General features: G+C 62.8%; 23 protein-coding genes. 9 read left to right on the plus strand and 14 right to left on the minus strand.

Annotated features, from left to right (window positions below):
• Window positions 1-36: 36 nt before the first annotated feature.
• The 5 genes from mfd (at window position 37) to CRO22_RS12620 (ending at window position 7197) form a co-directional block, all read left to right on the plus strand.
• The gene (gene mfd, locus CRO22_RS12600; protein WP_097070511.1) at window positions 37-3474 is read left to right on the plus strand and encodes a transcription-repair coupling factor; all 3438 of its coding nucleotides are present in this window, start codon (window positions 37-39) and stop codon (window positions 3472-3474) included.
• A gap of 269 nt (window positions 3475-3743) precedes the next feature.
• Window positions 3744-4745, plus strand: coding sequence for an ABC transporter substrate-binding protein (locus CRO22_RS12605; RefSeq protein ID WP_097070512.1), 1002 nt, complete (start codon window positions 3744-3746; stop codon window positions 4743-4745).
• Between the two features lie 61 nt (window positions 4746-4806).
• Complete coding sequence (locus CRO22_RS12610; RefSeq protein ID WP_097070513.1) at window positions 4807-5718, plus strand: ABC transporter permease; 912 nt, start codon at window positions 4807-4809, stop codon at window positions 5716-5718.
• The gene (locus CRO22_RS12615) at window positions 5711-6796 is read left to right on the plus strand and encodes a quaternary amine ABC transporter ATP-binding protein (protein WP_097070514.1); all 1086 of its coding nucleotides are present in this window, start codon (window positions 5711-5713) and stop codon (window positions 6794-6796) included. Before CRO22_RS12610 ends, CRO22_RS12615 begins: the two co-directional genes overlap by 8 nt.
• A gap of 11 nt (window positions 6797-6807) precedes the next feature.
• A complete protein-coding gene (locus tag CRO22_RS12620) occupies window positions 6808-7197 on the plus strand; it encodes a helix-turn-helix domain-containing protein (RefSeq protein WP_097070515.1) in 390 nt (129 codons plus the stop codon).
• Between the two features lie 49 nt (window positions 7198-7246).
• Here the strand turns inward: CRO22_RS12620 and CRO22_RS12625 are convergent, their stop codons facing one another.
• The 3 genes from CRO22_RS12625 to CRO22_RS12635 all read right to left on the minus strand — a co-directional run bounded on the left by CRO22_RS12625 (window position 7247) and on the right by CRO22_RS12635 (window position 10714).
• A complete protein-coding gene (locus CRO22_RS12625; protein WP_141399447.1) occupies window positions 7247-8467 on the minus strand; it encodes a multidrug effflux MFS transporter in 1221 nt (406 codons plus the stop codon).
• A gap of 91 nt (window positions 8468-8558) precedes the next feature.
• Window positions 8559-9182 carry a DsbA family oxidoreductase gene (locus CRO22_RS12630; RefSeq protein WP_097070516.1) on the minus strand — a complete coding sequence of 208 codons (624 nt, stop codon included), beginning with the start codon at window positions 9180-9182 and terminating at the stop codon, window positions 8559-8561.
• Entirely contained in the window at window positions 9179-10714 is a 1536-nt protein-coding gene (locus CRO22_RS12635; RefSeq protein WP_097070517.1) for a class I adenylate-forming enzyme family protein, read from the minus strand. Before CRO22_RS12635 ends, CRO22_RS12630 begins: the two co-directional genes overlap by 4 nt.
• Before the next feature lie 45 nt (window positions 10715-10759).
• On the opposite strand from CRO22_RS12635, the gene CRO22_RS12640 reads away from it, so the two are divergent.
• On the plus strand, window positions 10760-11383 hold the full coding sequence (locus CRO22_RS12640) for a helix-turn-helix domain-containing protein (protein ID WP_097070518.1): 624 nt from the start codon (window positions 10760-10762) through the stop codon (window positions 11381-11383).
• Window positions 11384-11421: 38 nt separating this feature from the next.
• Here the strand turns inward: CRO22_RS12640 and CRO22_RS12645 are convergent, their stop codons facing one another.
• Window positions 11422-11742 (minus strand): hypothetical protein, encoded by a 321-nt coding sequence (locus CRO22_RS12645; RefSeq protein WP_097070519.1) that lies wholly within the window; start codon window positions 11740-11742, stop codon window positions 11422-11424.
• Window positions 11743-11940: 198 nt separating this feature from the next.
• Window positions 11941-13788 (minus strand): extracellular solute-binding protein, encoded by a 1848-nt coding sequence (locus tag CRO22_RS12650; protein ID WP_097070520.1) that lies wholly within the window; start codon window positions 13786-13788, stop codon window positions 11941-11943.
• 295 nt (window positions 13789-14083) lie between these two features.
• Here CRO22_RS12650 and CRO22_RS12655 point away from each other — a divergent pair, with 295 nt between their 5' ends.
• Window positions 14084-14857: a 3-hydroxybutyrate dehydrogenase gene (locus CRO22_RS12655; RefSeq protein WP_097070521.1), complete on the plus strand. Its 774-nt coding sequence runs from the start codon at window positions 14084-14086 to the stop codon at window positions 14855-14857.
• 18 nt (window positions 14858-14875) lie between these two features.
• On the opposite strand, the gene CRO22_RS12660 is transcribed toward CRO22_RS12655, so the two are convergent.
• The 3 genes from CRO22_RS12660 to CRO22_RS12670 all read right to left on the minus strand — a co-directional run bounded on the left by CRO22_RS12660 (window position 14876) and on the right by CRO22_RS12670 (window position 17539).
• A complete protein-coding gene (locus CRO22_RS12660) occupies window positions 14876-15634 on the minus strand; it encodes a DUF502 domain-containing protein (RefSeq protein WP_097070522.1) in 759 nt (252 codons plus the stop codon).
• A 70-nt stretch (window positions 15635-15704) separates the two neighbouring features.
• A complete protein-coding gene (locus tag CRO22_RS12665) occupies window positions 15705-16616 on the minus strand; it encodes a pseudouridine-5'-phosphate glycosidase (RefSeq protein WP_097070523.1) in 912 nt (303 codons plus the stop codon).
• Entirely contained in the window at window positions 16613-17539 is a 927-nt protein-coding gene (locus CRO22_RS12670) for a PfkB family carbohydrate kinase (protein ID WP_097070524.1), read from the minus strand. Before CRO22_RS12670 ends, CRO22_RS12665 begins: the two co-directional genes overlap by 4 nt.
• A 346-nt stretch (window positions 17540-17885) precedes the next feature.
• Between CRO22_RS12670 and rpsB the strand changes: the two genes are divergently transcribed.
• Together rpsB and tsf are read left to right on the plus strand one after the other, a co-directional pair.
• Window positions 17886-18641 carry a 30S ribosomal protein S2 gene (rpsB, locus tag CRO22_RS12675; RefSeq protein ID WP_097070525.1) on the plus strand — a complete coding sequence of 252 codons (756 nt, stop codon included), beginning with the start codon at window positions 17886-17888 and terminating at the stop codon, window positions 18639-18641.
• Between the two features lie 90 nt (window positions 18642-18731).
• On the plus strand, window positions 18732-19640 hold the full coding sequence (gene tsf / locus CRO22_RS12680) for a translation elongation factor Ts (protein ID WP_097070526.1): 909 nt from the start codon (window positions 18732-18734) through the stop codon (window positions 19638-19640).
• A 362-nt stretch (window positions 19641-20002) separates the two neighbouring features.
• On the opposite strand, the gene CRO22_RS12685 is transcribed toward tsf, so the two are convergent.
• The 6 genes from CRO22_RS12685 to rpe form a co-directional block, all read right to left on the minus strand.
• Complete coding sequence (locus CRO22_RS12685) at window positions 20003-20752, minus strand: helix-turn-helix transcriptional regulator (protein WP_097070527.1); 750 nt, start codon at window positions 20750-20752, stop codon at window positions 20003-20005.
• A 185-nt stretch (window positions 20753-20937) separates the two neighbouring features.
• Entirely contained in the window at window positions 20938-21372 is a 435-nt protein-coding gene (locus CRO22_RS12690; RefSeq protein WP_245860973.1) for a TIGR01244 family sulfur transferase, read from the minus strand.
• A gap of 57 nt (window positions 21373-21429) precedes the next feature.
• A complete protein-coding gene (locus CRO22_RS12695) occupies window positions 21430-22113 on the minus strand; it encodes an HAD family hydrolase (RefSeq protein ID WP_097070528.1) in 684 nt (227 codons plus the stop codon).
• Window positions 22104-22766: a phosphoglycolate phosphatase gene (locus CRO22_RS12700; protein ID WP_097070529.1), complete on the minus strand. Its 663-nt coding sequence runs from the start codon at window positions 22764-22766 to the stop codon at window positions 22104-22106. The genes CRO22_RS12695 and CRO22_RS12700 overlap by 10 nt, the downstream gene beginning before the upstream one ends.
• A complete protein-coding gene (locus CRO22_RS12705; RefSeq protein WP_097070530.1) occupies window positions 22766-23317 on the minus strand; it encodes a thioredoxin family protein in 552 nt (183 codons plus the stop codon). Before CRO22_RS12705 ends, CRO22_RS12700 begins: the two co-directional genes overlap by 1 nt.
• An 11-nt stretch (window positions 23318-23328) precedes the next feature.
• Window positions 23329-24015, minus strand: coding sequence for a ribulose-phosphate 3-epimerase (gene rpe, locus CRO22_RS12710; protein WP_097070531.1), 687 nt, complete (start codon window positions 24013-24015; stop codon window positions 23329-23331).
• Between the last annotated feature and the right edge of the window lie 46 nt (window positions 24016-24061).

Below are 24061 nucleotides of genomic sequence, written 5' to 3' on the forward strand. Positions count from 1 at the left end.
CCTTGACAGCGGGGGGGATCCCGTTAGGTCTCGGCCATGGAGCACTTTCTTCTTTCCGGCGCCCCCGAGGGCTATGATGCAAAACTGCTGGCGCGCGAGATTGCGCGCGGGCAAAGTGTGGTGCATGTGGCGCGCGATGACCGCCGCATGGAGGCGATGCGCGCGGCGCTCGCCTTCTTCGCCCCCGCAGTGCCGGTGCTCAGCTTCCCGGGGTGGGATTGCCTGCCCTATGACCGGGTCTCGCCCAATCCCGATATCTCGGCGGCGCGGATGGCGACGCTGGCCGCGCTCGCCGCCGGGAGCCTGCCTGGCCCCTTCGTGCTGCTCACCACGCTGTCAGCCGCCACGCAACGCATTCCGGCGCGCGATCTTGTGGCAGGGGCCAGCTTCTCCGCGCGCGTGGGGCAGCGCATAGATGAAAAGAACCTACGGCAATTCCTTGTAAGAATGGGGTTTTCGCCTGCATCTACTGTTTCCGAACCGGGCGATTATGCGGTACGCGGCGGCATCATCGACATTTTTCCGCCCGGGGAATCCGGACCGGTCCGTCTCGACCTTTTCGGCGACCAGCTCGATGGCGCGCGCCGCTTCGACCCGGTCAGCCAGCGCACCACCGAGAAGCTCACGGTGATCGATCTCGCCCCGGTGAGCGAAGTGATCCTCGACGAGGCCTCGATCACCCGGTTCCGGCAGAACTACCGCGTCGAGTTTGGTGCGGGCGGCGCCGATGATCCGCTTTACGAAGCGGTGAGCGCCGGGCGCAAACACGCGGGGATGGAGCACTGGCTCGGCTTCTTTCACGAAAGGCTCGAGACGCTGTTCGACTATCTGCCGGGCGTGACGGTGATGCTCGACGATCAGATCGAGCCGCAGCGGATCGCGCGCTGGGAGGGAATTGCCGATCAATATGACACCCGGCGCGAGGCCATGACGCGCCGCGACCGGCTCGATACCGTGTACAAACCCGCCCCTCCGGGGCTTCTCTATCTTGATGGCAAGGCTTGGGAGAACGAGCTCATAAACCATCGAGTGCTGAAGCTGCAAGTGCTTGCGGCGCCACCCGGACCCGGTATCCTCAATGCCGGGGCAAAGATCGGGCGCAATTTCGCTCCCGAACGACAGCTTGAAAATATCAGCCTTTTCGGGTCTTTGAAAACTCATATTGAGATCTGCCTGAAACGCGGCCCGGTGGTTGTGGCGAGTTGGTCCGAGGGCGCGCGCGAACGGTTGAAGGGGCTTCTGGAGGATGAGGGGCTCATTGGCGCTCATCTCATAAGTGATGCGCGCAGCATTGCCGGGCTCAGCCTCGCGGTCTGGCCGCTTGATGCGGGATTTGAGGCTGAGGGGCTGACGATCATCTCGGAGCAGGATGTGCTCGGCGACCGTCTGGTGGCAAAACCGCGCCGCAAACGCAAAGCCGAGAACTTTCTGACTGAGGCGCAGAGCCTTTCGCCGGGCGATCTCGTCGTCCATGTCGATCACGGGGTCGGCCGCTACAGGGGGCTTGAGACGATCTCGGCGCTTGGCGCACCGCATGACTGCGTGCTCCTTGAGTATGCTGGCGGAGACCGGCTCTATCTTCCTGTTGAAAACATTGAGCTTCTGAGTCGATACGGGCATGAAGACGGACTTCTCGACAAGCTCGGCGGCGGCGCTTGGCAGGCCAAAAAGGCGAAGCTAAAGGAGCGGATCCGGCAAATTGCCGACCGGCTGATGCGGATTGCGGCAGAGCGGCTTTTGCGCGCCGCGCCGATTCTGGAGGTGCCGCATCATGAATGGGAGGCTTTCGCCGCACGTTTCCCCTATAGTGAAACCGAGGACCAGCTCAGCGCGATCGAGGATGTTGTGACTGACCTTGGCTCGGGCCGGCCGATGGATCGGCTCGTTGTGGGCGATGTCGGCTTTGGCAAGACCGAGGTGGCGATGCGCGCGGCCTTCATCGCGGCGAATTCCGGCATGCAAGTCGCGGTTATTGCGCCCACGACGCTGCTCGCGCGGCAGCATTATAAGACCTTTGCCGAGCGCTTCCGCGGCACGCCGCTCACAGTAAAACCGCTGTCCCGCTTCGTCTCCGCCAAGGCCGCCACGCAAACCCGCGAGGGGCTGGCTGAGGGCACGGTTGATATTGTTATCGGCACGCATGCGGTTTTGGCGAAGGGGGTAAAATTCCGCAACCTTGGGCTTTTAATTATTGATGAAGAACAACATTTTGGCGTTCAGCACAAAGAGCGCCTGAAGGAGATGCGCTCCGAGATCCATGTTCTGACGCTCACCGCCACGCCGATTCCGCGGACGTTGCAACTGAGCCTCACGGGCGTGCGCGATCTCTCGATTATTGGCACACCACCGGTCGATCGGCTCGCGATCCGAACTTATGTGAGCGAATTTGATGCGGTCACGATCCGCGAGGCGCTGTTACGGGAACATTATCGGGGCGGGCAGAGCTTTTATGTGGTGCCGAGAATCTCGGACCTCGCCGAAGTCGAGGACTTCCTGCGCAGCCATGTGCCTGAAGTCAGCTTCATCGTGGCGCATGGTCAGATGGCGGCGGGCGAGCTTGATGACAGGATGAACGCGTTCTACGACGGTAAATATGACGTTCTGCTTGCGACAACGATCGTTGAATCGGGGCTCGATATCCCGACCGCGAATACGATGGTGGTGCATCGCGCGGATATGTTCGGCCTGTCGCAACTCTACCAGATCCGGGGCCGGGTGGGGCGCTCCAAGTTGCGCGCCTATTGCTATTTGACCACGAAGCCGCGCCTGCCCCTCACGCCACAGGCGACCAAGCGGCTGCGCCTTCTGGGAAGCCTCGACAGCCTTGGCGCCGGGTTCAATCTCGCCAGCCAGGATCTCGATCTGCGCGGCGCGGGCAACCTTCTGGGCGAAGAGCAATCGGGCCATATCAAGGAAGTGGGTTATGAACTCTACCAGGCGATGCTTGAAGAGACGATCTCCAAACTCAAATCGGGAGAGTTGACCGAGACAGGCGGCGAGGGCGATTGGTCGCCACAGATCAACCTTGGCGTTCCCGTCATGATTCCAGAAGGTTACATACCCGATCTTGATGTGCGACTTGGGCTCTACCGGCGCCTGTCCAGCCTCACCACCAAGGTTGAGCTTGAGGGCTTTGCGGCGGAACTCATCGACCGGTTTGGCACGTTGCCGAAAGAGGTCAATACGCTTTTGCTCATCGTGCGGATCAAGGCGATGTGCAAGCGCGCGATGATTGCGCGCATGGATGCCGGGCCGAAGGGGGCAACGGTGCAATTCCACCTCGACAAGTTCCCGAACCCGGCCGGGCTCGTTGAATTCCTGAACGATCAGCGCGGCCTCGCCAAGATCAATGGCAACAAGGTCGTCGTGCGGCGCGACTGGAAAAGCGATGGCGAGCGGATCAAAGGTGCTTTTGCCATCGCCCGGGATCTGGCCGAAAAAGTGGTGGTGGCCAAAACGGCCAGAAACTCATAAGTTATTGATATTTAATTTTTTAAATCTGCCGTGAACGGGTTCTGCCCTGGAAGGGTTGCACCCGGATCACGTTTCATTTACGACATAGGTGTCGGTTTCGACCGACCGAGCGTTTTGCGCTCCTCGTCGATCGGCCGCGTTCGTGGCCGGTTGCCAGCGGCCCCGCGCCCTTCGGTGCTTTCCCTGCGGGCCCAGATATTCAAACGGGTTTTCGATGGCAGCGGCGCGTCGGAGATCGTCACGAGAGTGCCGCAGACAGGAGAAAGCCCATGACGAAGCATCTCGCTTCCGCCTGGCTTGCCGTGCCCTTTGCTGTCCTGGCCCTGCCGGCCTGGGCCGCGGAAGACTGCGGCCGGATCAGTATTGCGGAAATGAACTGGGCCTCGGCGGGAGTCGCGGCTCAGGTGGACAAGATCATCCTCGAGAAGGGGTATGGTTGCGAAGTCGAGTTGGTGGCGGGCGATACGATGCCGACCTTCACCTCGATGAACGAGAAGGGCGAGCCGGATATGGCGCCCGAGCTTTGGGTGAATGCCGTGCGCACGCCGCTCGATGCCGCCGTGGCCGAGGGGCGGATGGTGATTGCCGCGCAGATCCTCGAAGATGGCGGGGTCGAGGGCTGGTGGATCCCGAAGTATCTCGCCGAGGCGCATCCGGAGATCGACACGGTGCAAAAAGCGCTCGAGCAACCCGAACTGTTCCCGGCCCCTGAAGACCCGTCGATGGGAGCGGTCTATAATTGCCCGTCGGGCTGGAACTGCCAGATCTCGACGGCGAACCTGTTCCGCGCGCTCGATGCCGATAAGAAGGGCTTTGTGCTCGTCGATACCGGCTCGGCCGCCGGGCTCGATGGCTCGATTGCCAATGCTTATGAGCGTAAGGCGGGCTGGCTCGGCTATTACTGGGCGCCGACCGCCATCCTCGGCAAATATGACATGGTGCGTCTCTCGTTCGGGGTGCCGAACGACAAGGCGGACTGGGATGCCTGCACCGCCGTGCCGGATTGTCCCGCACCGAAGGTGAATTCTTATCCGGTCTCCGATGTTTATACGGTCGTGACCAAGGAATTCTCCGAAAAAGCAAATGTAGCAATGGATTACATCGCAAAGCGGAAATGGTCCAACGCGACGGTGGGCAAGATTCTCGCCTGGATGGACGAGAACCAGGGCACGAATGAGGATGCTGCGTATCATTTCTTCGAAACGATGCCCGAGCTCTGGCACGCTTGGGTGCCCGAGGATGTGGCAAAACGCATCGAAGACGCGCTCTGACAAGATTATCGGTCGGGCCTGAGGGCCCGGCCCCTCCCGACCCTGAGCAGAAAGGAACGGCATGGCCGCCAGCTGCTGGAGCTTGCCCGATGCCCTGTGCCACTTCCCGGCGCTGGACAGCGGCACCCTGCGCGTAATGCGCAAAACTGTGGACGGGGGCTTCCGGAACCTTGTTCGCACCTATTCCGACGCCATCGACACAGCCACCGCGCCCCTGCAGATCGCGCTGAACGCACTTGAGCGCGCCTTTACGGATACGCCCTGGGTCATCGTGCTGATCGTGCTCCTTGCGTTGGTGTGGGGGTCGTCACGCAACGCGCGCATCGTCACCGGCGCCGCGTTCGCGATGTTGCTGATCGGATGGATGGGGCTTTGGGATGATACGATGGTGACGCTGGCCATGGTTTCCGTCTGCACGCTGATTGCGGTCGCGATCGGCCTGCCGATCGGCATTCTGGCCGCCCGCTCAGAGCGGATGCAACGTCTCGTCAACCCGGTGCTCGACGTGATGCAGACGCTGCCGAGCTTTGTCTATCTCATTCCCGTTGTTGTGATTTTTGGCATCGGGAAAGTGCCTGGCATGATCGCCGTAGTGATCTATGCGGTGCCACCGATGATCCGGCTGACCAACCTCGGCATCCGCATGGTCGATGCCGATGTGCTTGAGGCGGCCGAGGCCTTCGGCTCCTCGCCGCGCCAAAAGCTCTGGAACGTGCAATTGCCGCTCGCACTGCCTGCGCTGATGACCGGGGTGAACCAGACGATCATGATGTCCCTCTCGATGGTCGTCGTGGCCTCGATGGTGGGCGTGGGAGGCTTGGGCAAAAACGTGCTGCAGGCGATCAACAACCAGTTCTTCACCATGGGCTTTCTGAACGGCTTCGCGCTTGTTGCCATTGCCATCGTTTTTGACCGCGCGTCGCAGGCCTTCGGGCACCGGTTGCAAAAACACCGCGAGGTCCATCATGACTGACACAAGCGTTCTTATAAACGATGAAGACGAAGCGGCGCCCGCAGGCCCCGGAATCGAAATAAAAAGCCTTTACAAGATCTTCGGGCCAAACCCTCAGAAGTGGATCGACTGCGTCAAGGCTGGGATGAGCAAAGAAGAGCTCAACCGCAAGCACGGCCATGTGCTCGGGTTGACCGACATCTCGCTCGAAATCCCGCCGGGCAAGATCTCCGTGATCATGGGGCTTTCGGGCTCGGGCAAATCGACGCTCATTCGCCATATCAACGGGCTGATCGCCCCCACCGTGGGCGAGATCGTCTGCGACGGGGCCGATATCTGTCAGATGTCGGCCAAAACCCTGCGCCAGTTCCGCCGTTCCCGTACCGCAATGGTGTTCCAGAAATTCGCGCTTCTGCCGCATCGCACCGTACTCGAAAACACCTGCTACGGGCTCGACATTCAGGGTGTGCCACGCGCGACCTCCGAGCCCGTGGCGCGGCGCTGGATCACGCGAGTCGGGCTGAAGGGCTTCGAGGAGAGCTATCCCTCGCAGCTTTCGGGCGGCATGCAGCAACGCGTGGGGCTGGCGCGCGCGCTTGCCACCGATGCCGACATCCTTTTGATGGACGAGGCTTTTTCGGCGCTCGATCCGCTCATTCGGCTGGACATGCAGGCGGTTTTGCTGGAGCTTCAACAGGAGTTGCAAAAGACCATCGTCTTCATCACCCATGATCTCGACGAGGCCTTGCGGCTGGGCGACCGGATCGCGATCTTGCGTGATGGCAAGCTTGAACAGGTGGGAACGGGGCAACAGATCGTGCAACATCCGGCCAATGATTATGTTTCTGCCTTCGTGCGCGAGGTGAACCGGGGCAGGGTGCTGCAAGCTGCCACAGTGGCAGGACCGCTTCCCGAGGGGAAGCTGCCAGCCATGACCTTGCCCGGAAAACTCGTGCTCGAAGAGGCAGCGCGGCGGATGCTCGACGCGGGAGTTTTGCGGGCAACTGTCGTGAGCGCGCGCAACCGGCCGCGTGGCGTGCTGGAGATGGCTGATCTGCTGTCGGCTATGGTGCAACGCACCGAAACTTCCCCTCAGTAAAGGAGAGGCGCATGGACGCGGAAGACCCCGATCACTGGTTCGACGAGGCGGTGGCAACCTTCGGAGACCGGCTTGCAGCGGCGCGCGAGGCGGCCGGGCTGAGCCGCAGCGACCTTGCCGAGAAGCTTGGCGCATTGCCGGAGATCTATTGCAGCTGGGAGGATGATGCGGCGATGCCGCGCGCCAACCAGATCCAGATGCTCTCGGGCATGCTGGGTGTCTCGCTCTCCTGGCTGTTGACAGGCGAGGGCCCCGGCATTCCGGCCCCGCATGAAGCCGCCGCGGCGACGGCCGAAGCCGAGGCGGAGCTGGAACGGCTCACCGAGGATCTGGCTGCGACACAGGCGCGGATGGAACTTCTGGAGGAGCGCGTGCGGCAGATGATGCTGCGGCTGGAATAATAATATAGATCAATAGTTTGCGGCGCGCCCCTTTCAGGGGCGCGCCGTTTTATGCCGGGTCGTCGGTGAAGCTCATGATCACGAAAGCGAGCCCCGAACAGCTCAATGTGGCCAGCACAACGGGCAGCGGTGTGCCGTTGAACATCTGACCCACCGGCGCCGCGATCAGCACGGCGCCCACGGTCGAGAGCGCCGAAACGACCGAGGCTGTCATCCCCGCCAGATGCCCCATGCTCTGCATCGCAAGCGCGTTGAGATTGCCAAAGGTGATCCCCGCCATCATGAAGACCGTAACCGCCCAGCAGAAGAGGAATACGAAGCCCGCTGGCGGCGCCACCGCTCCGGTCAGCACGAGGACGAGCATCACGCTTGAGGAAATGATCTGCATCAGATAGGTGCCGCGCACGATCCGCCGCATGCCAAGCCGCATCACGAACGCCGCGTTGAAGCCGGTGCCGGTGCCCGCAAGGATGGCGATCAGCGCAAACCAGCGCGGAAAACTCTCGGTCACGCCGAAGACGGCAAATAGTTGCTGCGAGCAGGAGAGCATCGTGAACATCTGTGCAAAGCCGAGCGTCATCACCAATGTGTAGAGCCGCACTTCGCGGCTGCCGAGCACTTCCTTCGCGCCGGCAAGAAGCAGGCTCGGGTGCAACGGGCGGCGCTTTTCGGGGGCGAGCGTTTCGGGCTGGCGAAGGCTCAGCCACAATAGCCCCACCACCGCAAAGAGAATGAACGCATAGAACACGCCACGCCAGCCGGAAAAGCCGATGATCACTTGCCCGAGCGAGGGTGCGAGCGCGGGCACAAGGATGAAAACCATCATGATGAAGGCGGTGACCTTCGCCATTTCTCGCCCGGCAAAGAGGTCGCGCACCAGCGCCATCGGCACGATCCGTGGTGCGGCGGCGCCAAAGCCTTGAAGCGCGCGCGCGGCCAGCAGCATCTCGAGGCTCTGTGCCTGCGCCCCGAGAAAGGCACCGATGACAAAGATCACCACGCCGATCAGGATCGTGTATTTCCGTCCGATCGCATCGGAAAGCGGCCCGGCGAGAAAGGTGCCGAGCCCCATACCCGCCATGAAGACAGTGAGCACAAGCTGCGCGCGGTTTACCGCCTCTGGGCTGAGCGTTTCGGCGATTTCGGGCAATGCGGGCAGCATCGCGTCGATGGAAAAGGCGACAGTAGCGGCCAGAAGCGCCATCATCGCAGTGAATTCAAAGGCGGGCAGGCGCCGCGGCACGGCGCTCTTGGTTTCGGGGTGAGTCATCTCAAAGCCTTTCGGGGTCGGCCGGACCATAGCGGAAGTGACGCCAAAGGCCAGAGCCCGCAACTGCCTTGGCTGTGCGCTGATGCGCAGGTCAGAGGGCGGAGATTTCGTCAATCAGGGTGCACCAGAACGGCGTATCCTGCGCCCCGGTGATCACATGTTCATCGCCAAGGATGAAGGTGGGCACTGCGGTGATCCCGCGCGCGCGGGCATGGGCTTCGCGCGCGGCGATCGTATCGCCATCGGCGTCGGAGCCAAGCAGCCGTCTGATGAGCCGCGCATCGAGCCCGGTTTCGGCGGCAATCGCTTCGAGCACGGCGGGGGCGCCGATGTCGCGCCCCTCGCGCCAGTAGGCTCGCATCAGCGCCGCCATCACCGGGCTTTGCCGCCCCTCGATCCCCGCCCAATACAGGAGCCGCAAGGCATCACGGCTGTTTGGCATTCTGGCGATCGCGGGAAGGTTCAACGCCACCCCCGCCGCTTGCGCCGCCTCGATTATCGGAAGCTCGGCGCGGGCGGCCTCGGCGCCGTAGCGCGCCTTCAGGAAGGCCGCGCGCTCCATGCCTTCGGACGGGAGTTGCGGATAGAGCCGGAACGGATACCACGCCAGCGCGAAAGGATGATCGGGCCGTGCCTCCAGCGCGCGGTCGAGTGCGGCCTTTGCGAGATAGCACCATGGGCAGGTCGGATCTGCGAAGATATCAAGCGCTATCATTGCATTGCACCTCTTTTTTCAATCGACGGCCAAGTCGCCCGCAAACTCTTGCGGTCGATCTTGCCGTTGCGGTTGTGGGGCAGGCTGCTGAAATGCTGGCAGATCCGGGGCTGTTTGTAGCGCGCGAGATGCGCCGCGGCATGGGCCATCATCGCGTCGGGTGCGGCCGGTCCGGTAAAGGCGAGTGCGATGATCGAGGCTTCCTCGGAAACTCTTATTTCCACCGCCGCCACCTCGCCCGCGCCCGGACAGCAGGCCATCGTCGCCTCCACCTCAAGCGGGCTGACGCGGAAGCCGCCCGCATTCATCATATCGTCGCCCCGGCCCAGATAGGCGATCGCCCCGGCTTCGGTCATACAGACCGTATCGCCGGTGCGGAACCATTCGCCATCCGTTGTGAACTTTGCGCGGGCTTCCTGCTCGGCCCGATAATATGTGAGGAACAGGCCCGGGTCGGAGTGATGCACGGCAAGCTCACCGGGCGTTCCGCGCGGCACTGGCGCGCCGTCAGTACCCAGAACAGCGATAGAACGGCCCGGTTGCGGCCACCCCATCGCCCCCGCAGGCGCCGGATTCGCGGGGCAGGAAGAGATGAATGTGGAGCATTCGGACATGCCGAGCGCCTCGTAGATGTCCGCGCCGGTGGCGTCCCGCCAATGCTGGCGCGTCAGCGTGGAAAGCGCTTCTCCGGCGCTCAGGCCATGCCGCAACTTCGGCAGATCAAGCTTCGGGTTCTGCTTCAACATCTGGCGGTAAACACCTGGCACTCCTGCAAAGATTGTCGCATCAAAGCGCTTGAGCAAAAGCGGCAGCGCCCCCGGCTCAACCCCGGCCGCAGGGATCAGCGCTGTCGCCCCCACCGACCAGGGATCCATTAATCCGGTGCCGAGCGTATAGGTCCAGTTGAAAGCACCGGCATGAAGCAACCGGTCTTCCGGCTCAAGCCCATACCAACCCTCATGCATCATCTGCCGCGCCCAGATCGCACGATGCGCATGAGCCACCGCACGCGCCTGACCTGAGGTCCCAGACGTGAAGACGATATAGGCGAGCCGGTCGGGTACTCCCATCTGATAATCACAAGGCTGCAGGGTCTCGAAGCCGCGCAGATCCGCTTCGGAGAGGATTGTGGAGCTGCCGTCAGGCAGTGCGATGCCTTCGCCCGCCACCACGGCGGCGGGGTCGATCTGCGCCGCCATTTTCGTGATTTCTTCGCCTGTCAGCTGTGCCGAAGTCGGCACTGGCACCAACCCGACCGCGATCGCGCCAAGAAAGGCGACGGGAAATTCGGGTGTATTGCCGAGCCGCAGGAGGACGCGGTCTCCGGGGGCGAGCCCCGCGCGCAAAAATCCGGTGCCCGCGCCGCGCACCGCCGCGGCCAGCCGGCCGTAAGACCAGCGCTCCGCACCCGTCGCGCGCAGGACTTGCAGCGCGGACTTTTCGGACAGGCGTTCGGCATGCGCCAACACATGGGCCGCCATGTTGAAGGCAGCCGGCGGGGCGGGGGGTGAGGAGGCATGGACAGAGAGCATGCCCCCTGCTACGCCGCAAGGAAGAGTGTTGCAAGCGGGGGCCGGATGGGCGAGATCGACGAAACCGGGTTGATCCGGATTGCGCGCGAAAACGGACGCGAAGAGGCGCCCGAGCCAGTCGATCTGGCGCGCCGGGTGCGCGATTTACGCCATGCGCGCGGCTGGACGCTTGAGCAGGCGGCCGCGGCGATCGGGCTGGCGCGCTCGACGCTTTCGAAGATCGAGAACGGGCAGATGTCCCCCACCTACGAAGCGTTGAAAAAGCTTGCCGACGGGCTGGAAATCTCGGTGCCGCAACTGTTTATGCCCCCCTCGAAAGCGCAGGTCATGGGCCGGATGGCGGTGACGAAAGGCGGCGAGGGGGTCGCGCATCCAACCACCACCTATGAGCATGAGCTGCTCGCAAGTGGTTTGAGCCAGAAGAAAATGCTGCCCTATCGTGCCCGGATCCGCGCGCGCGCATTCGAAGAATTCGAGGGTTGGGTGCGCCACGACGGCGAGGAATTTCTGCTCGTGCTGACCGGGATCGTGCGGTTGTTCACCGAATTTTACGCGCCCGTCGAACTGCGCCGTGGCGACAGCGCTTATTACGATGCGACGATGGGCCACAATCTGGTCTCAGTCAGCACAGAAGATGCGACGGTCCTTTGGGTAACCTCGCTCGGTTAGATAATTGACATCGAAAATAACGCCTTGCGCGTTATTGTTCAGTTGCCATCATCGCCAAAACGAGAATCGTCGTCGTATTCGTCCTCACCATCAGGGACATATTTCTGGCTCAGCGCGATCGACCGATTGTCGTGACGCGGGTCCATCACCACGTCGGAAGGCAATTCGCCCGAGAGCCATTCGCGGATCTCGGCGCGGGTTTCCTCTACTTCCTGGCCGCTCAACTCGCTCAGGTAGAGGATGAAAGCGCGTTGATCCCCGTCGATCTCGTCGAGTTCCGCTTCCTCGGCCGCGGGCCAGCGGTCGAGGATCGCCTCGTAGAACGCAGACCAGTTTTCCTGAACGTGATGCCATTTCATCGCGGTCTCCTCTCGCCCCGGCCGATCCGGTCCGGCAATCTTGCGCTGCATTGCGTGGTGTGAAAAGCGGAAAACGTCGCCCGCATCAGAGCCAGCTTTGCACCCGTCGTGCGCCTCCTGAGACATCGTCGCCGATACCCGCCACCGTGTTGCAGCTCGCAAGTGCCGCGCCCAGCGCGACCAGAAGGATCAGATTTCTCATTGTTCTGCCTCATTCCACCAGGCATCGGGCGTGACACCCGGCCAATCCCCATATAGCGGGATTTCCGGAGGAATGTGAAGATTGGCACTGTGTGCGACCCGGGCAACCGGTGAGAACCAGACCGGTATGACATATCGACCGGCGGTGAGAATACGGTCAAGGGCTTGTACTGCATGAGTAAAATCATCGCTATCCCGAGCCTCGAGAAGCTTTGCGATCATCGCGTCAGCGGCAGGAGACGCCATGCCCATGAGGTTGCGAGAGCCCGGCTCGCGCGCCCCTTGCGAGCCCCAGTAAAGATATTGCTCGTTGCCCGGCGAAGGCGAGGTCGCCACCCAGAACCAGGTCATATCGAAATCGTATTGTGTCTTGCGGGCCTGATATTGTGCATCGTCGACGATTGTGACCGTGGGAAAGATGCCGAGCTGGCGCAAGGCTTCTGCATAGATATCGACCACAGATTGCGCCTCGCTCATGCCTTGTTGCAGCACGATCTCGAACCGGAAGGCGGTACCTTCCCCATTTCGGAGCACACCTTGATCATCGGCGTTCCAACCGGCCTCGGAAAGCAGGCTCAACGCCTTTCGCATATTGCGTCGATTTGATAGTGAACCATCTGACGTGGGAAACGTATACCCCTCAATCGTTCCCGGAAGTAGTTCAGCCTTAAACGGTTTCAGGAGCGCCGCGACGTCACCCTCCGCCACGCCGGGCTGCATCGCCAGCGCGGAATGGCCGAAATAGGAGGTGATGCGCGGCTCAAGGCCGCCGGTGAGCGTGGCATTGATGAATTCGAAGTTGAACGCCTCGATCAGCGCCTCGCGCACGCGCCAGTCGGAAAATTGCGACCGGCGCGTATTCATGACCAACCCCTTGATGCCCGAAGGTGTGGCGCGCGGGATTTCACTTTTCACCACGCGGCCCGCGTTCAGCAGTGGAAAATCGTAGTCTTGCGCCCATTTCACCGGGTTGTCTTCGCGATAGAGATCGATCTCCCCGGCCTTGAAGGCTTCGAAGATCCCCCCCGGATCACTGAAATAATCCCAGCGCATCGTATCGAAATTCTGCAAGCCTCTGGCAATCGGCAGATCTTTCGCCCACCAATCCGGGTTGCGCTTGAGCGTGATCTCCCGGCCCATCTCCACCCGATCCACCAGATAGGGCCCCGAACCGACCGGAACGATCTGTGTTTCAGTTTCGAAATCAAGGCCTTGCCACTGCGCTTTTTCGAGCACCGGACGCATTCCCATCAGCAGAGCAAGCTCCCGGTTCGGCTCCGTGAAAGTGATGCGCAGGCTGCGCGGCCCGGTCCGGGCAATGCTGGCCACCTTACTCCAGGCGTTGCGATAGCGCGGCGCGCCTTTGGTCCCGAGGGTCTCGTAAGACCAGATCACATCGTCGACCGTGACCGGTGCGCCATCAGAAAAACGAGCTTCCGGGCGGAGCGTAAACGCAACCCAATTGCGTTCGGGATCGGTCTCCACACTTTCAGCCAGGAGCCCGTAGAGCGTGAAGGGCTCGTCATAGCTGCGGCTCATCAGCGACTCCGCAACATAGGCGCCGATGCCCTGTGCCGGACGGCCCTGCAGGATCCAGGGGTTGAGCGAGTCGAAGCTGCCTGATTCGGAAAGCCGAATCGTTCCCCCCTTGGGGGCAGCAGGATTGGCATAAGGCAGGTGGGCAAAACCCGGCGCGAGCGCGGGCGCCCCATACATGGCGAGGGCCAGTTGCGGCCCCGAGTCGATTCCCTGCGCCGGTCCGGCCATAACGATGCCCGCCTCCAAAACCGGCGCAAAGGCCAGTGACATTAGGGTGATGGCGCGGAAAATGACCGGTCCGGGCATCGCAACAATCCTTGTTTTCCTGCGTTTTCAGGTGGGAAGCTACCGCGGTGCGGAGCGGGAGGCAAACTTTTCCCTTGGAAGCGGAGCCGAGCAGGCATATAAAGATTTCACTGCTCGATAGGTTTCTTGCCTGTATGAAACCTGCCTCATGACTTGACGCCCGCCTTGTGCGGGCGTCTTTTTCTTTTCGCCGGTCGGGTGCACTCACGAAATTTCGATCAGTCGCGCGGTTCCAGTTGCGGAACCGCAGCGCGCCGGTGCTTGTTAGGGACAAGATATTTCAAAGGAGGATATCATGAGCCTGAAGGGCAAGATCGCCATCATCACCGGATCGAATTCGGGCATCGGCCTTGGCGTAGCGCGCGAACTGGCGCGTGCTGGCGCCGATGTGGTGCTCAATTCCTTTACCGATCGCGACGAGGATCATGCGCTTGCCGCCGCTCTGGGGAAGGAATTCAGCGTCAACGCGCGCTACATCAAGGCCGATATGTCGAAGGGGGCAGAGTGCCGCGCGCTTGTTGAGCAGGCCGGGCGCTGCGATATTCTCGTCAACAACGCCGGCATTCAGCATGTGGCCGCGGTTGATGAATTCCCGCCGGAAAAATGGGATGCGATCCTCGCGATCAACCTTTCTTCCGCCTTTCACACCACCGCTGCGGCGCTGCCGATGATGCGCAAAGCGGGTTGGGGGCGTGTGGTGAACGTTGCCTCGGCGCATGGGTTGACCGCCTCGCCGTTCAAATCCGCCTATGTTGCGGCGAAGCACGGCGTGGTTGGTTTGACGAAGACAGTCGCGCTCGAAACCGCCGAGGAGCCGATCACCTGCAATGCGATCTGCCCGGGCTATGTACTCACGCCGCTCGTGGAGGCGCAGATCCCCGACCAGATGAAAGTGCATGACATGGACCGCGAGACGGTGATCCGCGAGGTGATGCTGACGCGTCAGCCCTCGAAAGAATTCGCGACCGTGGAGCAAATCGGCGGCACGGCGGTGTTTCTGTGCTCGGATGCTGCGGCGCAAATCACCGGCACCACGATCTCGGTCGATGGCGGCTGGACGGCCCTTTGAGCCAGCTCAGGAGGCGGCTCAGGCCGCCTCCGGGTCTTTTTCCGGCGCTTTAACGATTTTCTTTTCTGTTTTCCAGCCAGTGCGTTGCTCGACGATCTTCTTATCGTTCGGATAGACGAGCCCGGCCGAGATGATCAGCTTCGCCGCATCTTCCACCGTCATGTCAAGATAACTGATTTCGCTTTCCGGCACGAACAGCAGAAAGCCCGAGGTCGGGTTCGGCGTGGTGGGCAGGAAGACCGAAACGAGCGGGTCATCTGCTGCGCCGTTCGCCGCCACTTCACCCTTGGCGCGCGAGGAGACGAAGGCGATCGCTTTGAGGCCCTTGCGCGGATATTCGATGATGCAGGCCCGGTCGAACTTCGTGTCACCCGTGCTCAGCACGGTTTCGGCGATCTGTTTTACGCCATTGTAGACCGAGCGCACGATCGGCGTGCGGTCCACGAGCCCCTCGCCAAAACGAATGATGGCGCGGCCAATGAAGTTGCGCGCCAATGCGCCCACGACGATGGTGAAGATCAGGAAGATCACCACGCCCACGCCGCGCAGATTGGTGCCGACATAGGTTTCGGGCTGCAGATGGGTGGGGATGAAGGGCAGCACCCAACCATCCACCATCCCGGCCACGCTCCACATCAGCCAGAGCGTCAGCGCAACCGGTGAAATCACCACCAGCCCGGTCAGGAAGGAGGCCCGGAGCCCCGCCAGCAGGCCGCGTTTATGCGGGTGCTGGTTGTCGGCGTCGTGGGGCGGCGGGGCATTTTCGGGTTGGGTCATGAAGGGGCCGGATCTGAGGGACTTTCGGATCAGGTAAGCACGCCCCCGGCCGAAAGCAATCCACCAGACCCTAAGCTTTCGCGATTTCTGCGGCAATCGCGCTGGCAAGGCGCGCGTTGTTCAGAACGAGGGCAATATTGGCGACAAGCGAGCGCCCTTCGGTCAACTCGAAAATGCGCGACAGCAGGAACGGCGTGACCTCTTTTGCCGCGATCCCCTGCGCCGCGGCCTCGGCGAGGGCCGCCTCGATGGCGGGCACGATCTCTTCGCGCGGGATCTCGGCCGCTTCGGGGATCGGGTTCGCAATGAGCTGGCCGCCCGCAAGGCCGAGCCGCGCGCGCAGCAGATGTGCCTGCGCGATCTGGGCCGGGCTGTCGGCGCGCAGGGGCGCCTTGAGGCCGGAGGCGCGCGACCAAAAGGCGGGCAGCTCGTCCTGACCATAGGCGATCACCGGCACGCCATGCGTTTCCAGCACTTCGAGCGTTTTCGGCAGATCGAGAATGGCTTTCGCGCCCGCCGCCACCACGGTGACCGGGGTCAGGCCAAGCTCGGCAAGATCGGCGGAAATGTCGAAGCTCTCTTCCGCACCGCGGTGCACGCCGCCGATGCCGCCGGTGGCAAAGACCCCAATGCCCGCCAGATGGGCGCAGATCATCGTCGCCGCAACGGTGGTGGCGCCGGTGCGCCCGGCCGCGAGGCAAAACGCCAGATCGGCCCGCGAGAGCTTCATCGCATCTGGCGTTTGCGCGAGCTTTTCAAGCTCTTCCGGGGTAAGGCCAATGTGGATCTGCCCGCCCGAAACCGCGATGGTCGCGGGGGTTGCCCCGGCGGCGCGTACCTCCGCCTCGACCGCGCGCGCGGTCTCGAGGTTTTGCGGATAGGGCATGCCATGAGTGATGATCGTGCTCTCAAGCGCAACGACGGGGCGACCGGCATCAAGGGCTGTGCGGACTTCGGGGGCGAAAGAAAGGGGCAGGGTCACAGGCTCTGATCTCCGGAAACATAACGGGCGGCGGCGGTGAGGGCGCGCGCAAGCGCTTCGGCGCGAGAGGCGCCCTCGCACTCGGCCACGAGATGGGCCGCCATGAACGTGTCGCCCGCGCCGGTGACGCGGGTGACGAGAACCTCGGGGGGCGCGGCCGAGATCACGCCCTTCTCGCCACAACCATCGGCCGCGGCACGCCCGCCATCGGTGACAAGGACGCGCCGCGCGCCGCGTGCGATCACGCCGGCGGCGGCCGTCTCGGCGCTTTCGAAGTTGCGCTGGCACAGAATGCCCGCCTCTTCGCGGTTGAGATAGAGCGTGGCCCCCGAATGGGTGAGAAGCGGGGCGAGCCGCTCGGCCTTGCCCGGGCTTGCCGGCGCCACGCGCAGATCGGCGCGGGCAAAGAGCGGGTCGCGCGCGATCTGCGCCAGAAGCTGTTGCGTCAGGTTGCCGTCGAGCGCGATCGGCCCCTCCCAGGGCGCCTCCGGACTGCCTAGACGGCCATCCGCCAGCGCGCGCAGGATCTTGTCGCCCGCCGCCTCAAGGCTGTGGGCATCGGCCACCGCTGCAATCAGCCCGTTCGCCCCCTCGATCGCCATATAGCGATCGGTCGGCAGGTCGTCGGAACGGTAGATATAGTGACAGTCGATCCCCATCGCCTCGGCCGCGCGCATGAGTTCCGCCCCCTGTGCATCGCGCCCGATTGCGGTGAGTACCGCGGGGGTGAGGCCGAAGCGGGTGAGCGTCATGGCAATATTCATCGCCACTCCGCCCGGCAGGCGCGAGATCCGCCCCGCCACATCGGCGCCCGCGCGCATGTGAAAGGGCGTGCGGCCAATGATGTCCCACAGAACGGAGCCGATGCAGAGAATGTCGGGGGGCGGGGTCTCGGGCACGGACGCCTCGGGGTTATGGGTCATGCCCCTTGGTGCTATGGCTGTTCGCCGGACGCAAGGGGGGCTCTGCCCCCCACGGCGCTTTCGCGCCTCCCCCCGGGATATTTGGGGCAAGATGAAAGGGCCAAAACAGCGAACGCCGCTTTCATCTTGCGCCAAATATCCCCGCCGGAGGCTCCCGCAGCTGCGATTTGCGGGCCTTGGGGCAGGGAGAAGGGCAGGGGGCTTGCCATATCCGTCGGAATCCCCTAAAGGGCGCACACTTCACAGGCGGAGGCGGGCCGGCGGCGGGAGACATCCCCGTTTGGTCCACCGGTTGGGGGCAACCCTGAAATCCTCCGCTCAGGCGCAAACCGGAAAGGAATGGAACATGGCGCTTCCCGATTTCTCGATGCGTCAGCTCTTGGAAGCTGGCGTTCACTATGGCCACCAGACGCAACGCTGGAACCCGCGCATGGCGGAGTTCATCTATGGCGAGCGCAACGGTATCCACATCCTCGATCTGACCCAGACCGTGCCGATGCTCGACGCCGCGCTCAACGTGGTGCGCGAGACCGTCGCCAAGGGCGGCCGTGTGCTCTTTGTCGGCACCAAGCGTCAGGCCTCCAAAGCCGTCGCCGAAGCCGCTGAAAAATGCGCGCAATACTACATGAACCACCGCTGGCTCGGTGGCACGCTGACGAACTGGAAAACCGTTTCCCAGTCGATCGCGCGGCTCAAGCACATCGACGAGATCATGGCCTCGGGCGCCGAAGGCCTGACCAAGAAAGAGCGTCTGGGCATGGAACGCGAGCAGGCCAAACTGCAAGCCTCGCTTGGTGGCATCCGCGAAATGGGCGGTCTGCCGGACCTGCTCTTCGTGATCGACGTGTCGAAAGAAGACCTCGCAATTCTCGAAGCGCAGAAGCTCGGCATCCCGGTTGTGGCCGTGGTCGACACGAACTGCTCGCCCAAGGGCGTTGACTACATCATTCCCGGCAACGATGACGCCGCCCGCGCCATCGCGCTTTATTGCGATCTGGTGAGCCGCGCCGCGCTCGACGGCATGAGCGCCCAGATGGGCGCCGCCGGTGTGGACCTCGGCGCTCTGGAAGAGGCGCCGGCCGAAGAGGCCGCGGAGGCCTGATTTTGCGGCGCCCCGGACGTTTCGGGGCGTCACGCGAATGACATCGGGCGGGGGTAACCCCGCCCTCACCCAATTCAGAGGAGAAATCCCATGGCGATCACCGCTGCAATGGTGAAAGAGCTGCGCGACACCACTGGCGCCGGCATGATGGATGCGAAAAAAGCGCTGACCGAGACCGACGGCAACATGGAAGCCGCGATCGACTGGCTGCGCACCAAAGGCCTCGCGAAAGCCGCCAAGAAAGCCGACCGCGTGGCCGCCGAAGGTCTCGTGGGCGTGGCGGTCACCACTGGTCGCGGCGTGGCGATCGAGATCAACTCGGAAACCGATTTCGTCGCCAAGAACGAGGATTTCCAGGCGCTGGTGCGCGATGTCGCGAAAGTGGCGCTCGACGTGGGCGAATCGGTCGAAGTGGTGAAAGCCTCCGCGCTGAACGGCAAGACTGTCGACGAAGTGCTCGGCGAAGCCATTGCCCGGATCGGCGAGAACATGACCTTCCGTCGTCTGCATGTGCTCGAAGGTGACACCATCGTCTCCTATGTCCACAATGCCGCCGCGCCCGAGATGGGCAAGATCGGCGTGCTGGTGGCGCTGAAGGGCGATGCCGCCAAGGCGCAGGAGATCGGCAAGCAGATCGCCATGCACATCGCCGCCACCGCGCCGATGTCGCTTGATGAATCGAACCTCGATCCGGAAGTGGTTGCGCGCGAGCTGAAAGTGCAGACCGAAAAGGCGCTGGAAGAGAACGCGACCGCCGCGAAACCGAAGCCCGAGCAGGTGATCCACAATAACATCATCCCGGGCCGGATGAAGAAGTTCCTCGAGGAAGTGACCCTCGTGAACCAGAAATTCGTGATCAACCCCGATATCACCGTGGCCCAGGCCGCGACCGAGGCGGGCGTGGAAATCACCGGTTTCGCACGTCTCGCCGTGGGCGAGGGCGTTGAGAAGAAGGAAGAGGATTTCGCCGCCGAAGTGGCGAAGATCGCCGGCGCATAAACCTCGCCGGATCGGCATCTAACTAAAGTCATACGCCGCCCTTAGGGGCGGCGTTTTGCTTGCTTTGCGCTTTCTCGGTCGTGTAGCTACGGAATCGTTTGAGGCGCCACGCAGATGACCTGTGGTGCCCGGCCCGGAAGAGAAGCAAACCGGGGCCCGGAATAAAAACGACCCGGAACGGCGAATATAAGCCGTCCGGGCCGTTCCGGAAAACCGGTTTGGGCCTCGCCGGATCAATACTCGGCTGCGCCCACGTTCCTGGCCGAAGCCACCACTCACGGAACGTCACCAACTTAAGGCGAGAGACGGGCATCTGGCGAGTAGGGGATTCCATACCTTAGCAAAAATGTCGCAGCGCCGGCCTAGAGCGCGGTAAGGAAGAGTTGCTTCTGCAGTGTCGCCTTGAGCACTGCCTGCGCTGTTGTCTCGACTTCCAGCACCTCGCGCGCGAGCCGCAGATGCTTTTCTACCGTCGCGCAGGTCAGCCCCATGATCTGCGCGATATCTGCGATGGTCTTGCCATCGCCGACCCATTCGAGCACTTCGCGCTGCCGCGGGGTGAGCGCGCGCCGCGTTGTCGGGAAGGGGAGCGAGCTGATCTTCAGATGCATTGCAGTATTGAGCACCCAGATCGTGCGGCCATGCTCGGCCCAGATCTCTTCGACATCCTCCTGGCTCAACCCGGCCCGGGCGCACAGCCCGATTGCGCCCTTGGCGCGAGTCGAAGGATCGGAAAAGGAAATCGAATAGCCCGCCACGATGCCGAAGCGACGATTGAGGTCGAACACGCGCTGCAACCCCGGGGTGACGGCTTTGCGGGCATAATACTCCTGCACGCGGCTCCAGGATTGCGCACCCACCGAATCGGCGGCCCATCGCACCATCGGCGCCTCGACAAAAAGCCGTTCGCCGAGAAACACATCCAGATATTCGGGCGCGTGATTGGACAGGATCAGCGTATCATCGATACTGCCCTCAAGCTGCGGCGCAAGAAAGCGGGTGAACCCGTAAAGAAGGCGATCGAACCCGAATTTTGCCATCCGGGCACAGTGAAGCGACCAGATCGTGCCTATGTCTTCAGCGAGGAAGACGGTTTCCAGATGCTCGAGCATCGCGCATTTTTGCTTTTCTGAACTTTGTATTGGCCCGAATGTGACACAGGAGCGTGAGCCGGCGCAATCGAAAGCCACCGCGCGATGTGTCGAAAATCACTTCGTCGCAGCCCGGAACGCGGATGAAAGGCGCATTTGCGAAACGAAATTTCCCTTTATGACCGAATAGTGGCGGGTTGCGAAACTCAGCCGCGTCCGGTGGCACGGGCGCGCATCAGCAACTCCAGTGCGGAGAGGTCGTAGCCCGCCCGAATCGTTGCACGCAGGATATCCTCGATCGGTCGGTTGGGCGCTTCGGACAAGGCCCAGAGATGCGAGCAGCGCGTACCCGAGCGGCACCAGGCCAATACCGGCGAGGGGGCCGTGTGACGCGCCGCCTCGAAGCCAGCGATCAGATCCGGCGTGAGCTCGCCGGGCTCATAGGGCAGGAAGTGATAGTGCAGTCCCGCCGTTTCGGCCGACGCACGAAAAGCCTCATGCTGCAATCCGGGCGGCACTTCCGCATCGGGGCGGTTGTTGATCAGGGTGCGAAACCCGAGCCGCGCCGCCTCGGCCACATCGGCCAGATCGATCTGGGGCGCCACGGCGAAATCGGGCGCGAGAAAGCGCAAGTCCAGCATCTTATCTCCTCTTCCTTCCGCGGCAAAATGGCGCGGAAGGCCGGCAGATGCAAGGGCTCAGGGCAGTTCGGGAATGCGCGCTGTTGCGGCAGCGGTGAGATCGGCGCAGAGAAAGTCTGCCGTGCAGAAATCGTCACCCGCCGTATAGGCGGAGGGGGTGAGCACAACCCGCAAGCCCGCCGCCTGCGCCGAAGCGAGCCCGGCGCGGCTGTCCTCGAAAGCGAGGCACTCCCCGGGCGGCAGGCTGAGGCCATCAAGCGCGCGCAAATAGACATCGGGGGCGGGTTTCTTTTTTGCCACCTCGTCGCCTGCGGCGATCACCTCGAAGATCTCTTCCATCGGGTGGCCGAAGCTCGCCCTGATGAGCGCCGCGACATTGGCGCGCGTTGTCGTCGTGGCGATGGCGAGCCGCAGACCCGCGGCCTGGGCCCGTGCGATGAGATCGGCGACGCCGGGCTGGAGCGGCGCTGCGCCGGAGGCAACAAGCGCCACATAGCGCGCGGTCTTCGCCTTGTGCAGCGCGGCGATTCCCGCGTCGCTCGGGCCGGCGCCGATCGTTTCGCGATGCCGCGCCATCCGCTCCTTGCCGCCGGTGGTGCGCAGAAGGTCGCGGTAATCCTCGACGCTCCAGTGCCAGTCGAGCCCATGCGCCGCGAAGGTCTCGTTGAAGGCCTGCCGGTGCAGCTCCTCAGTCTCGGCAAGCGTGCCGTCGACATCGAAAATGAGCGCCTTCAAGGCCATTGAAACCCCTCAACAATGCCAGGCAACATATCATAATCATTGAAGCTTATGGCGTGATGAAGCTCGTGCACAGGCACCTTGCGATACCCCTCGGTGTAAAGAAGAAAGGGCATTGAGGCATTTTGCGCACTCTCTGCGTCGATCTCGCTGTCGCCCAGATACAGCGCCCGCGGACGGCCCAGAAGGCGCTGCGCCTCGTGCAGCATTTCGGGGTCGGGCTTGCGGGTCTTCAGGCTGTCGCCGCCCAGAACCACGGTAAAGAGATCGTCGAGTCCGACATGGCGCATCGCCGCCACGGCCGGCGCGCGCGGTTTGTTGGTGGTGATCGCGAGCGCGCAGCCCATCGCCGCGAGCCGCTCCAGCGCCGCGCGCACGCCGGGGTAAAGCGTGTTGCCCGCGACATCGGTTTCGTAGCGCGCCACGAGTTCGTTGTAGAGCGGCTGGAACAGCGCGCCCTCCGGGTCTTCGCCCGCGGTGCTCAGCAGGCAGCGCACCAGATGCGGCGCGCCTTTGCCGACGTATCCGCGGATCTCTTCAAGGCTGAGCGCACTGTAGCCGCGCGCGGTCAGCACGGCATTGGACACAGCATGGATCGCGGGGGCAGAATCGATCAGCGTGCCATCGAGATCGAAGATGAGGGCAGTATGCTGCATCAGTCCTTCCACTTGATCGAGCAGCCCATCGCCGCAACCTGTTCGCGCGGGCCCTGGCCGGTTTGAGCGATTATCAGCATGGCGTCATAGAGTTCGCGCTTGGCATCGGGCGGGGCGGGGTTGCGGCCGGAGGCATCAAGCCGGCCCCGGTATTGGAGCTCATAATCCGCATTGAATCCAAAGAAATCCGGTGTGCAAATCGCATCGTAAGCCTTTGCAACAGATTGGCTTTCGTCGTGCAGATAGGGGAATTTGAAGGCCCGCGCACGGGCCATTTCTGCCATCTTCTCGAAACTGTCCTCCGGGTAGGTCGCGGCATCGTTCGCGCAGATCGCAGCCACGCCGATCCCTTGAGCCATCAGCGCCTCCGCCTCTGCCTGCAGCCGGTCAAGCACGGCGAGTACATAGGGGCAATGGTTGCAGATGAACATGATCAGCGTGCCTTTCGGCCCGCTGACCTGATCGAGCGTCCAGATCTTGCCCTCGGTATCAGGGAGGGCAAAATCCGGGGCTTTCCAGCCAAAATCGCAAACGGGGGCGTGAACAGCCATCGCCCCGGCCCTTAAAGCGCGGCCTGCGCCGCGGCGCGGATTGCGGCGATGTTCTTGCCGTAGACCTCCGGCGTGGAGACCGAGCCGCCCTTGAAGACGGCTGAGCCCGCCACGAAGACATCGGCGCCCGCCGCGGCCATCAGGGGCGCGGTTGTCGGGTCCATGCCGCCGTCGATCTCGATATGCACCGGGCGATCCCCGATCAGCGCGCGGAGTTTGCGCACCTTCGCGGTCATGTCGATGTATTTCTGCCCGCCAAAGCCGGGGTTCACCGTCATGATGCAGACGAGATCGGTGATGTCGAGAATATGCTCGATCGCCTCGATCGGCGTGCCGGGGTTGACCGCGACGCCCGCCTTCATGCCCGCGGCGCGGATCGCCTGCATGGTGCGGTGGATATGCGGCCCGGCCTCGACATGGGCGGTCAACACATCGGCGCCCGCCTGAGCGTAAGCGTCGATATAGCTGTCGACCGGGGAAATCATCAGGTGCACGTCCATCACCGTCTTGACGTGCTTGCGGAAGGCCGCCACGGCGGGCGGGCCGAAGGTGAGGTTCGGCACGAAATGGCCGTCCATCACATCGACATGGACCCAGTCGGCGCCCTGCGCCTCGATGGCCTGAATTTCACGCCCGAAATCGGCGAAGTCGGCAGAAAGGATCGAGGGGGCAATCTTGATCGAACGGTCGAAGCTCATGTCGTCTCTCCAGAGGATGGGGGCGGGGATGTCCCCCGCCCGATTA

The organism is Rhodobacter maris, from assembly GCF_900217815.1.
Classification (GTDB): Bacteria; Pseudomonadota; Alphaproteobacteria; order Rhodobacterales; family Rhodobacteraceae; genus Rhodobacter; species Rhodobacter maris.

What these genes read in the sequence shown, in the direction of transcription:
- mfd (WP_097070511.1), top strand. Translation starts at nt 37, where the DNA reads ATGGAGCACTTTCTTCTTTCCGGCGCCCCCGAGGGCTATGATGCAAAA.
- CRO22_RS12605 (WP_097070512.1), top strand. Translation starts at nt 3,744, where the DNA reads ATGACGAAGCATCTCGCTTCCGCCTGGCTTGCCGTGCCCTTTGCTGTC.
- CRO22_RS12610 (WP_097070513.1), top strand. Translation starts at nt 4,807, where the DNA reads ATGGCCGCCAGCTGCTGGAGCTTGCCCGATGCCCTGTGCCACTTCCCG.
- CRO22_RS12615 (WP_097070514.1), top strand. Translation starts at nt 5,711, where the DNA reads ATGACTGACACAAGCGTTCTTATAAACGATGAAGACGAAGCGGCGCCC.
- CRO22_RS12620 (WP_097070515.1), top strand. Translation starts at nt 6,808, where the DNA reads ATGGACGCGGAAGACCCCGATCACTGGTTCGACGAGGCGGTGGCAACC.
- CRO22_RS12625 (WP_141399447.1), bottom strand. Translation starts at nt 8,467, where the DNA reads ATGACTCACCCCGAAACCAAGAGCGCCGTGCCGCGGCGCCTGCCCGCC.
- CRO22_RS12630 (WP_097070516.1), bottom strand. Translation starts at nt 9,182, where the DNA reads ATGATAGCGCTTGATATCTTCGCAGATCCGACCTGCCCATGGTGCTAT.
- CRO22_RS12635 (WP_097070517.1), bottom strand. Translation starts at nt 10,714, where the DNA reads ATGCTCTCTGTCCATGCCTCCTCACCCCCCGCCCCGCCGGCTGCCTTC.
- CRO22_RS12640 (WP_097070518.1), top strand. Translation starts at nt 10,760, where the DNA reads ATGGGCGAGATCGACGAAACCGGGTTGATCCGGATTGCGCGCGAAAAC.
- CRO22_RS12645 (WP_097070519.1), bottom strand. Translation starts at nt 11,742, where the DNA reads ATGAAATGGCATCACGTTCAGGAAAACTGGTCTGCGTTCTACGAGGCG.
- CRO22_RS12650 (WP_097070520.1), bottom strand. Translation starts at nt 13,788, where the DNA reads ATGCCCGGACCGGTCATTTTCCGCGCCATCACCCTAATGTCACTGGCC.
- CRO22_RS12655 (WP_097070521.1), top strand. Translation starts at nt 14,084, where the DNA reads ATGAGCCTGAAGGGCAAGATCGCCATCATCACCGGATCGAATTCGGGC.
- CRO22_RS12660 (WP_097070522.1), bottom strand. Translation starts at nt 15,634, where the DNA reads ATGACCCAACCCGAAAATGCCCCGCCGCCCCACGACGCCGACAACCAG.
- CRO22_RS12670 (WP_097070524.1), bottom strand. Translation starts at nt 17,539, where the DNA reads ATGACCCATAACCCCGAGGCGTCCGTGCCCGAGACCCCGCCCCCCGAC.
- rpsB (WP_097070525.1), top strand. Translation starts at nt 17,886, where the DNA reads ATGGCGCTTCCCGATTTCTCGATGCGTCAGCTCTTGGAAGCTGGCGTT.
- tsf (WP_097070526.1), top strand. Translation starts at nt 18,732, where the DNA reads ATGGCGATCACCGCTGCAATGGTGAAAGAGCTGCGCGACACCACTGGC.
- CRO22_RS12685 (WP_097070527.1), bottom strand. Translation starts at nt 20,752, where the DNA reads ATGCTCGAGCATCTGGAAACCGTCTTCCTCGCTGAAGACATAGGCACG.
- CRO22_RS12690 (WP_245860973.1), bottom strand. Translation starts at nt 21,372, where the DNA reads ATGCTGGACTTGCGCTTTCTCGCGCCCGATTTCGCCGTGGCGCCCCAG.
- CRO22_RS12695 (WP_097070528.1), bottom strand. Translation starts at nt 22,113, where the DNA reads ATGGCCTTGAAGGCGCTCATTTTCGATGTCGACGGCACGCTTGCCGAG.
- CRO22_RS12700 (WP_097070529.1), bottom strand. Translation starts at nt 22,766, where the DNA reads ATGCAGCATACTGCCCTCATCTTCGATCTCGATGGCACGCTGATCGAT.
- CRO22_RS12705 (WP_097070530.1), bottom strand. Translation starts at nt 23,317, where the DNA reads ATGGCTGTTCACGCCCCCGTTTGCGATTTTGGCTGGAAAGCCCCGGAT.
- rpe (WP_097070531.1), bottom strand. Translation starts at nt 24,015, where the DNA reads ATGAGCTTCGACCGTTCGATCAAGATTGCCCCCTCGATCCTTTCTGCC.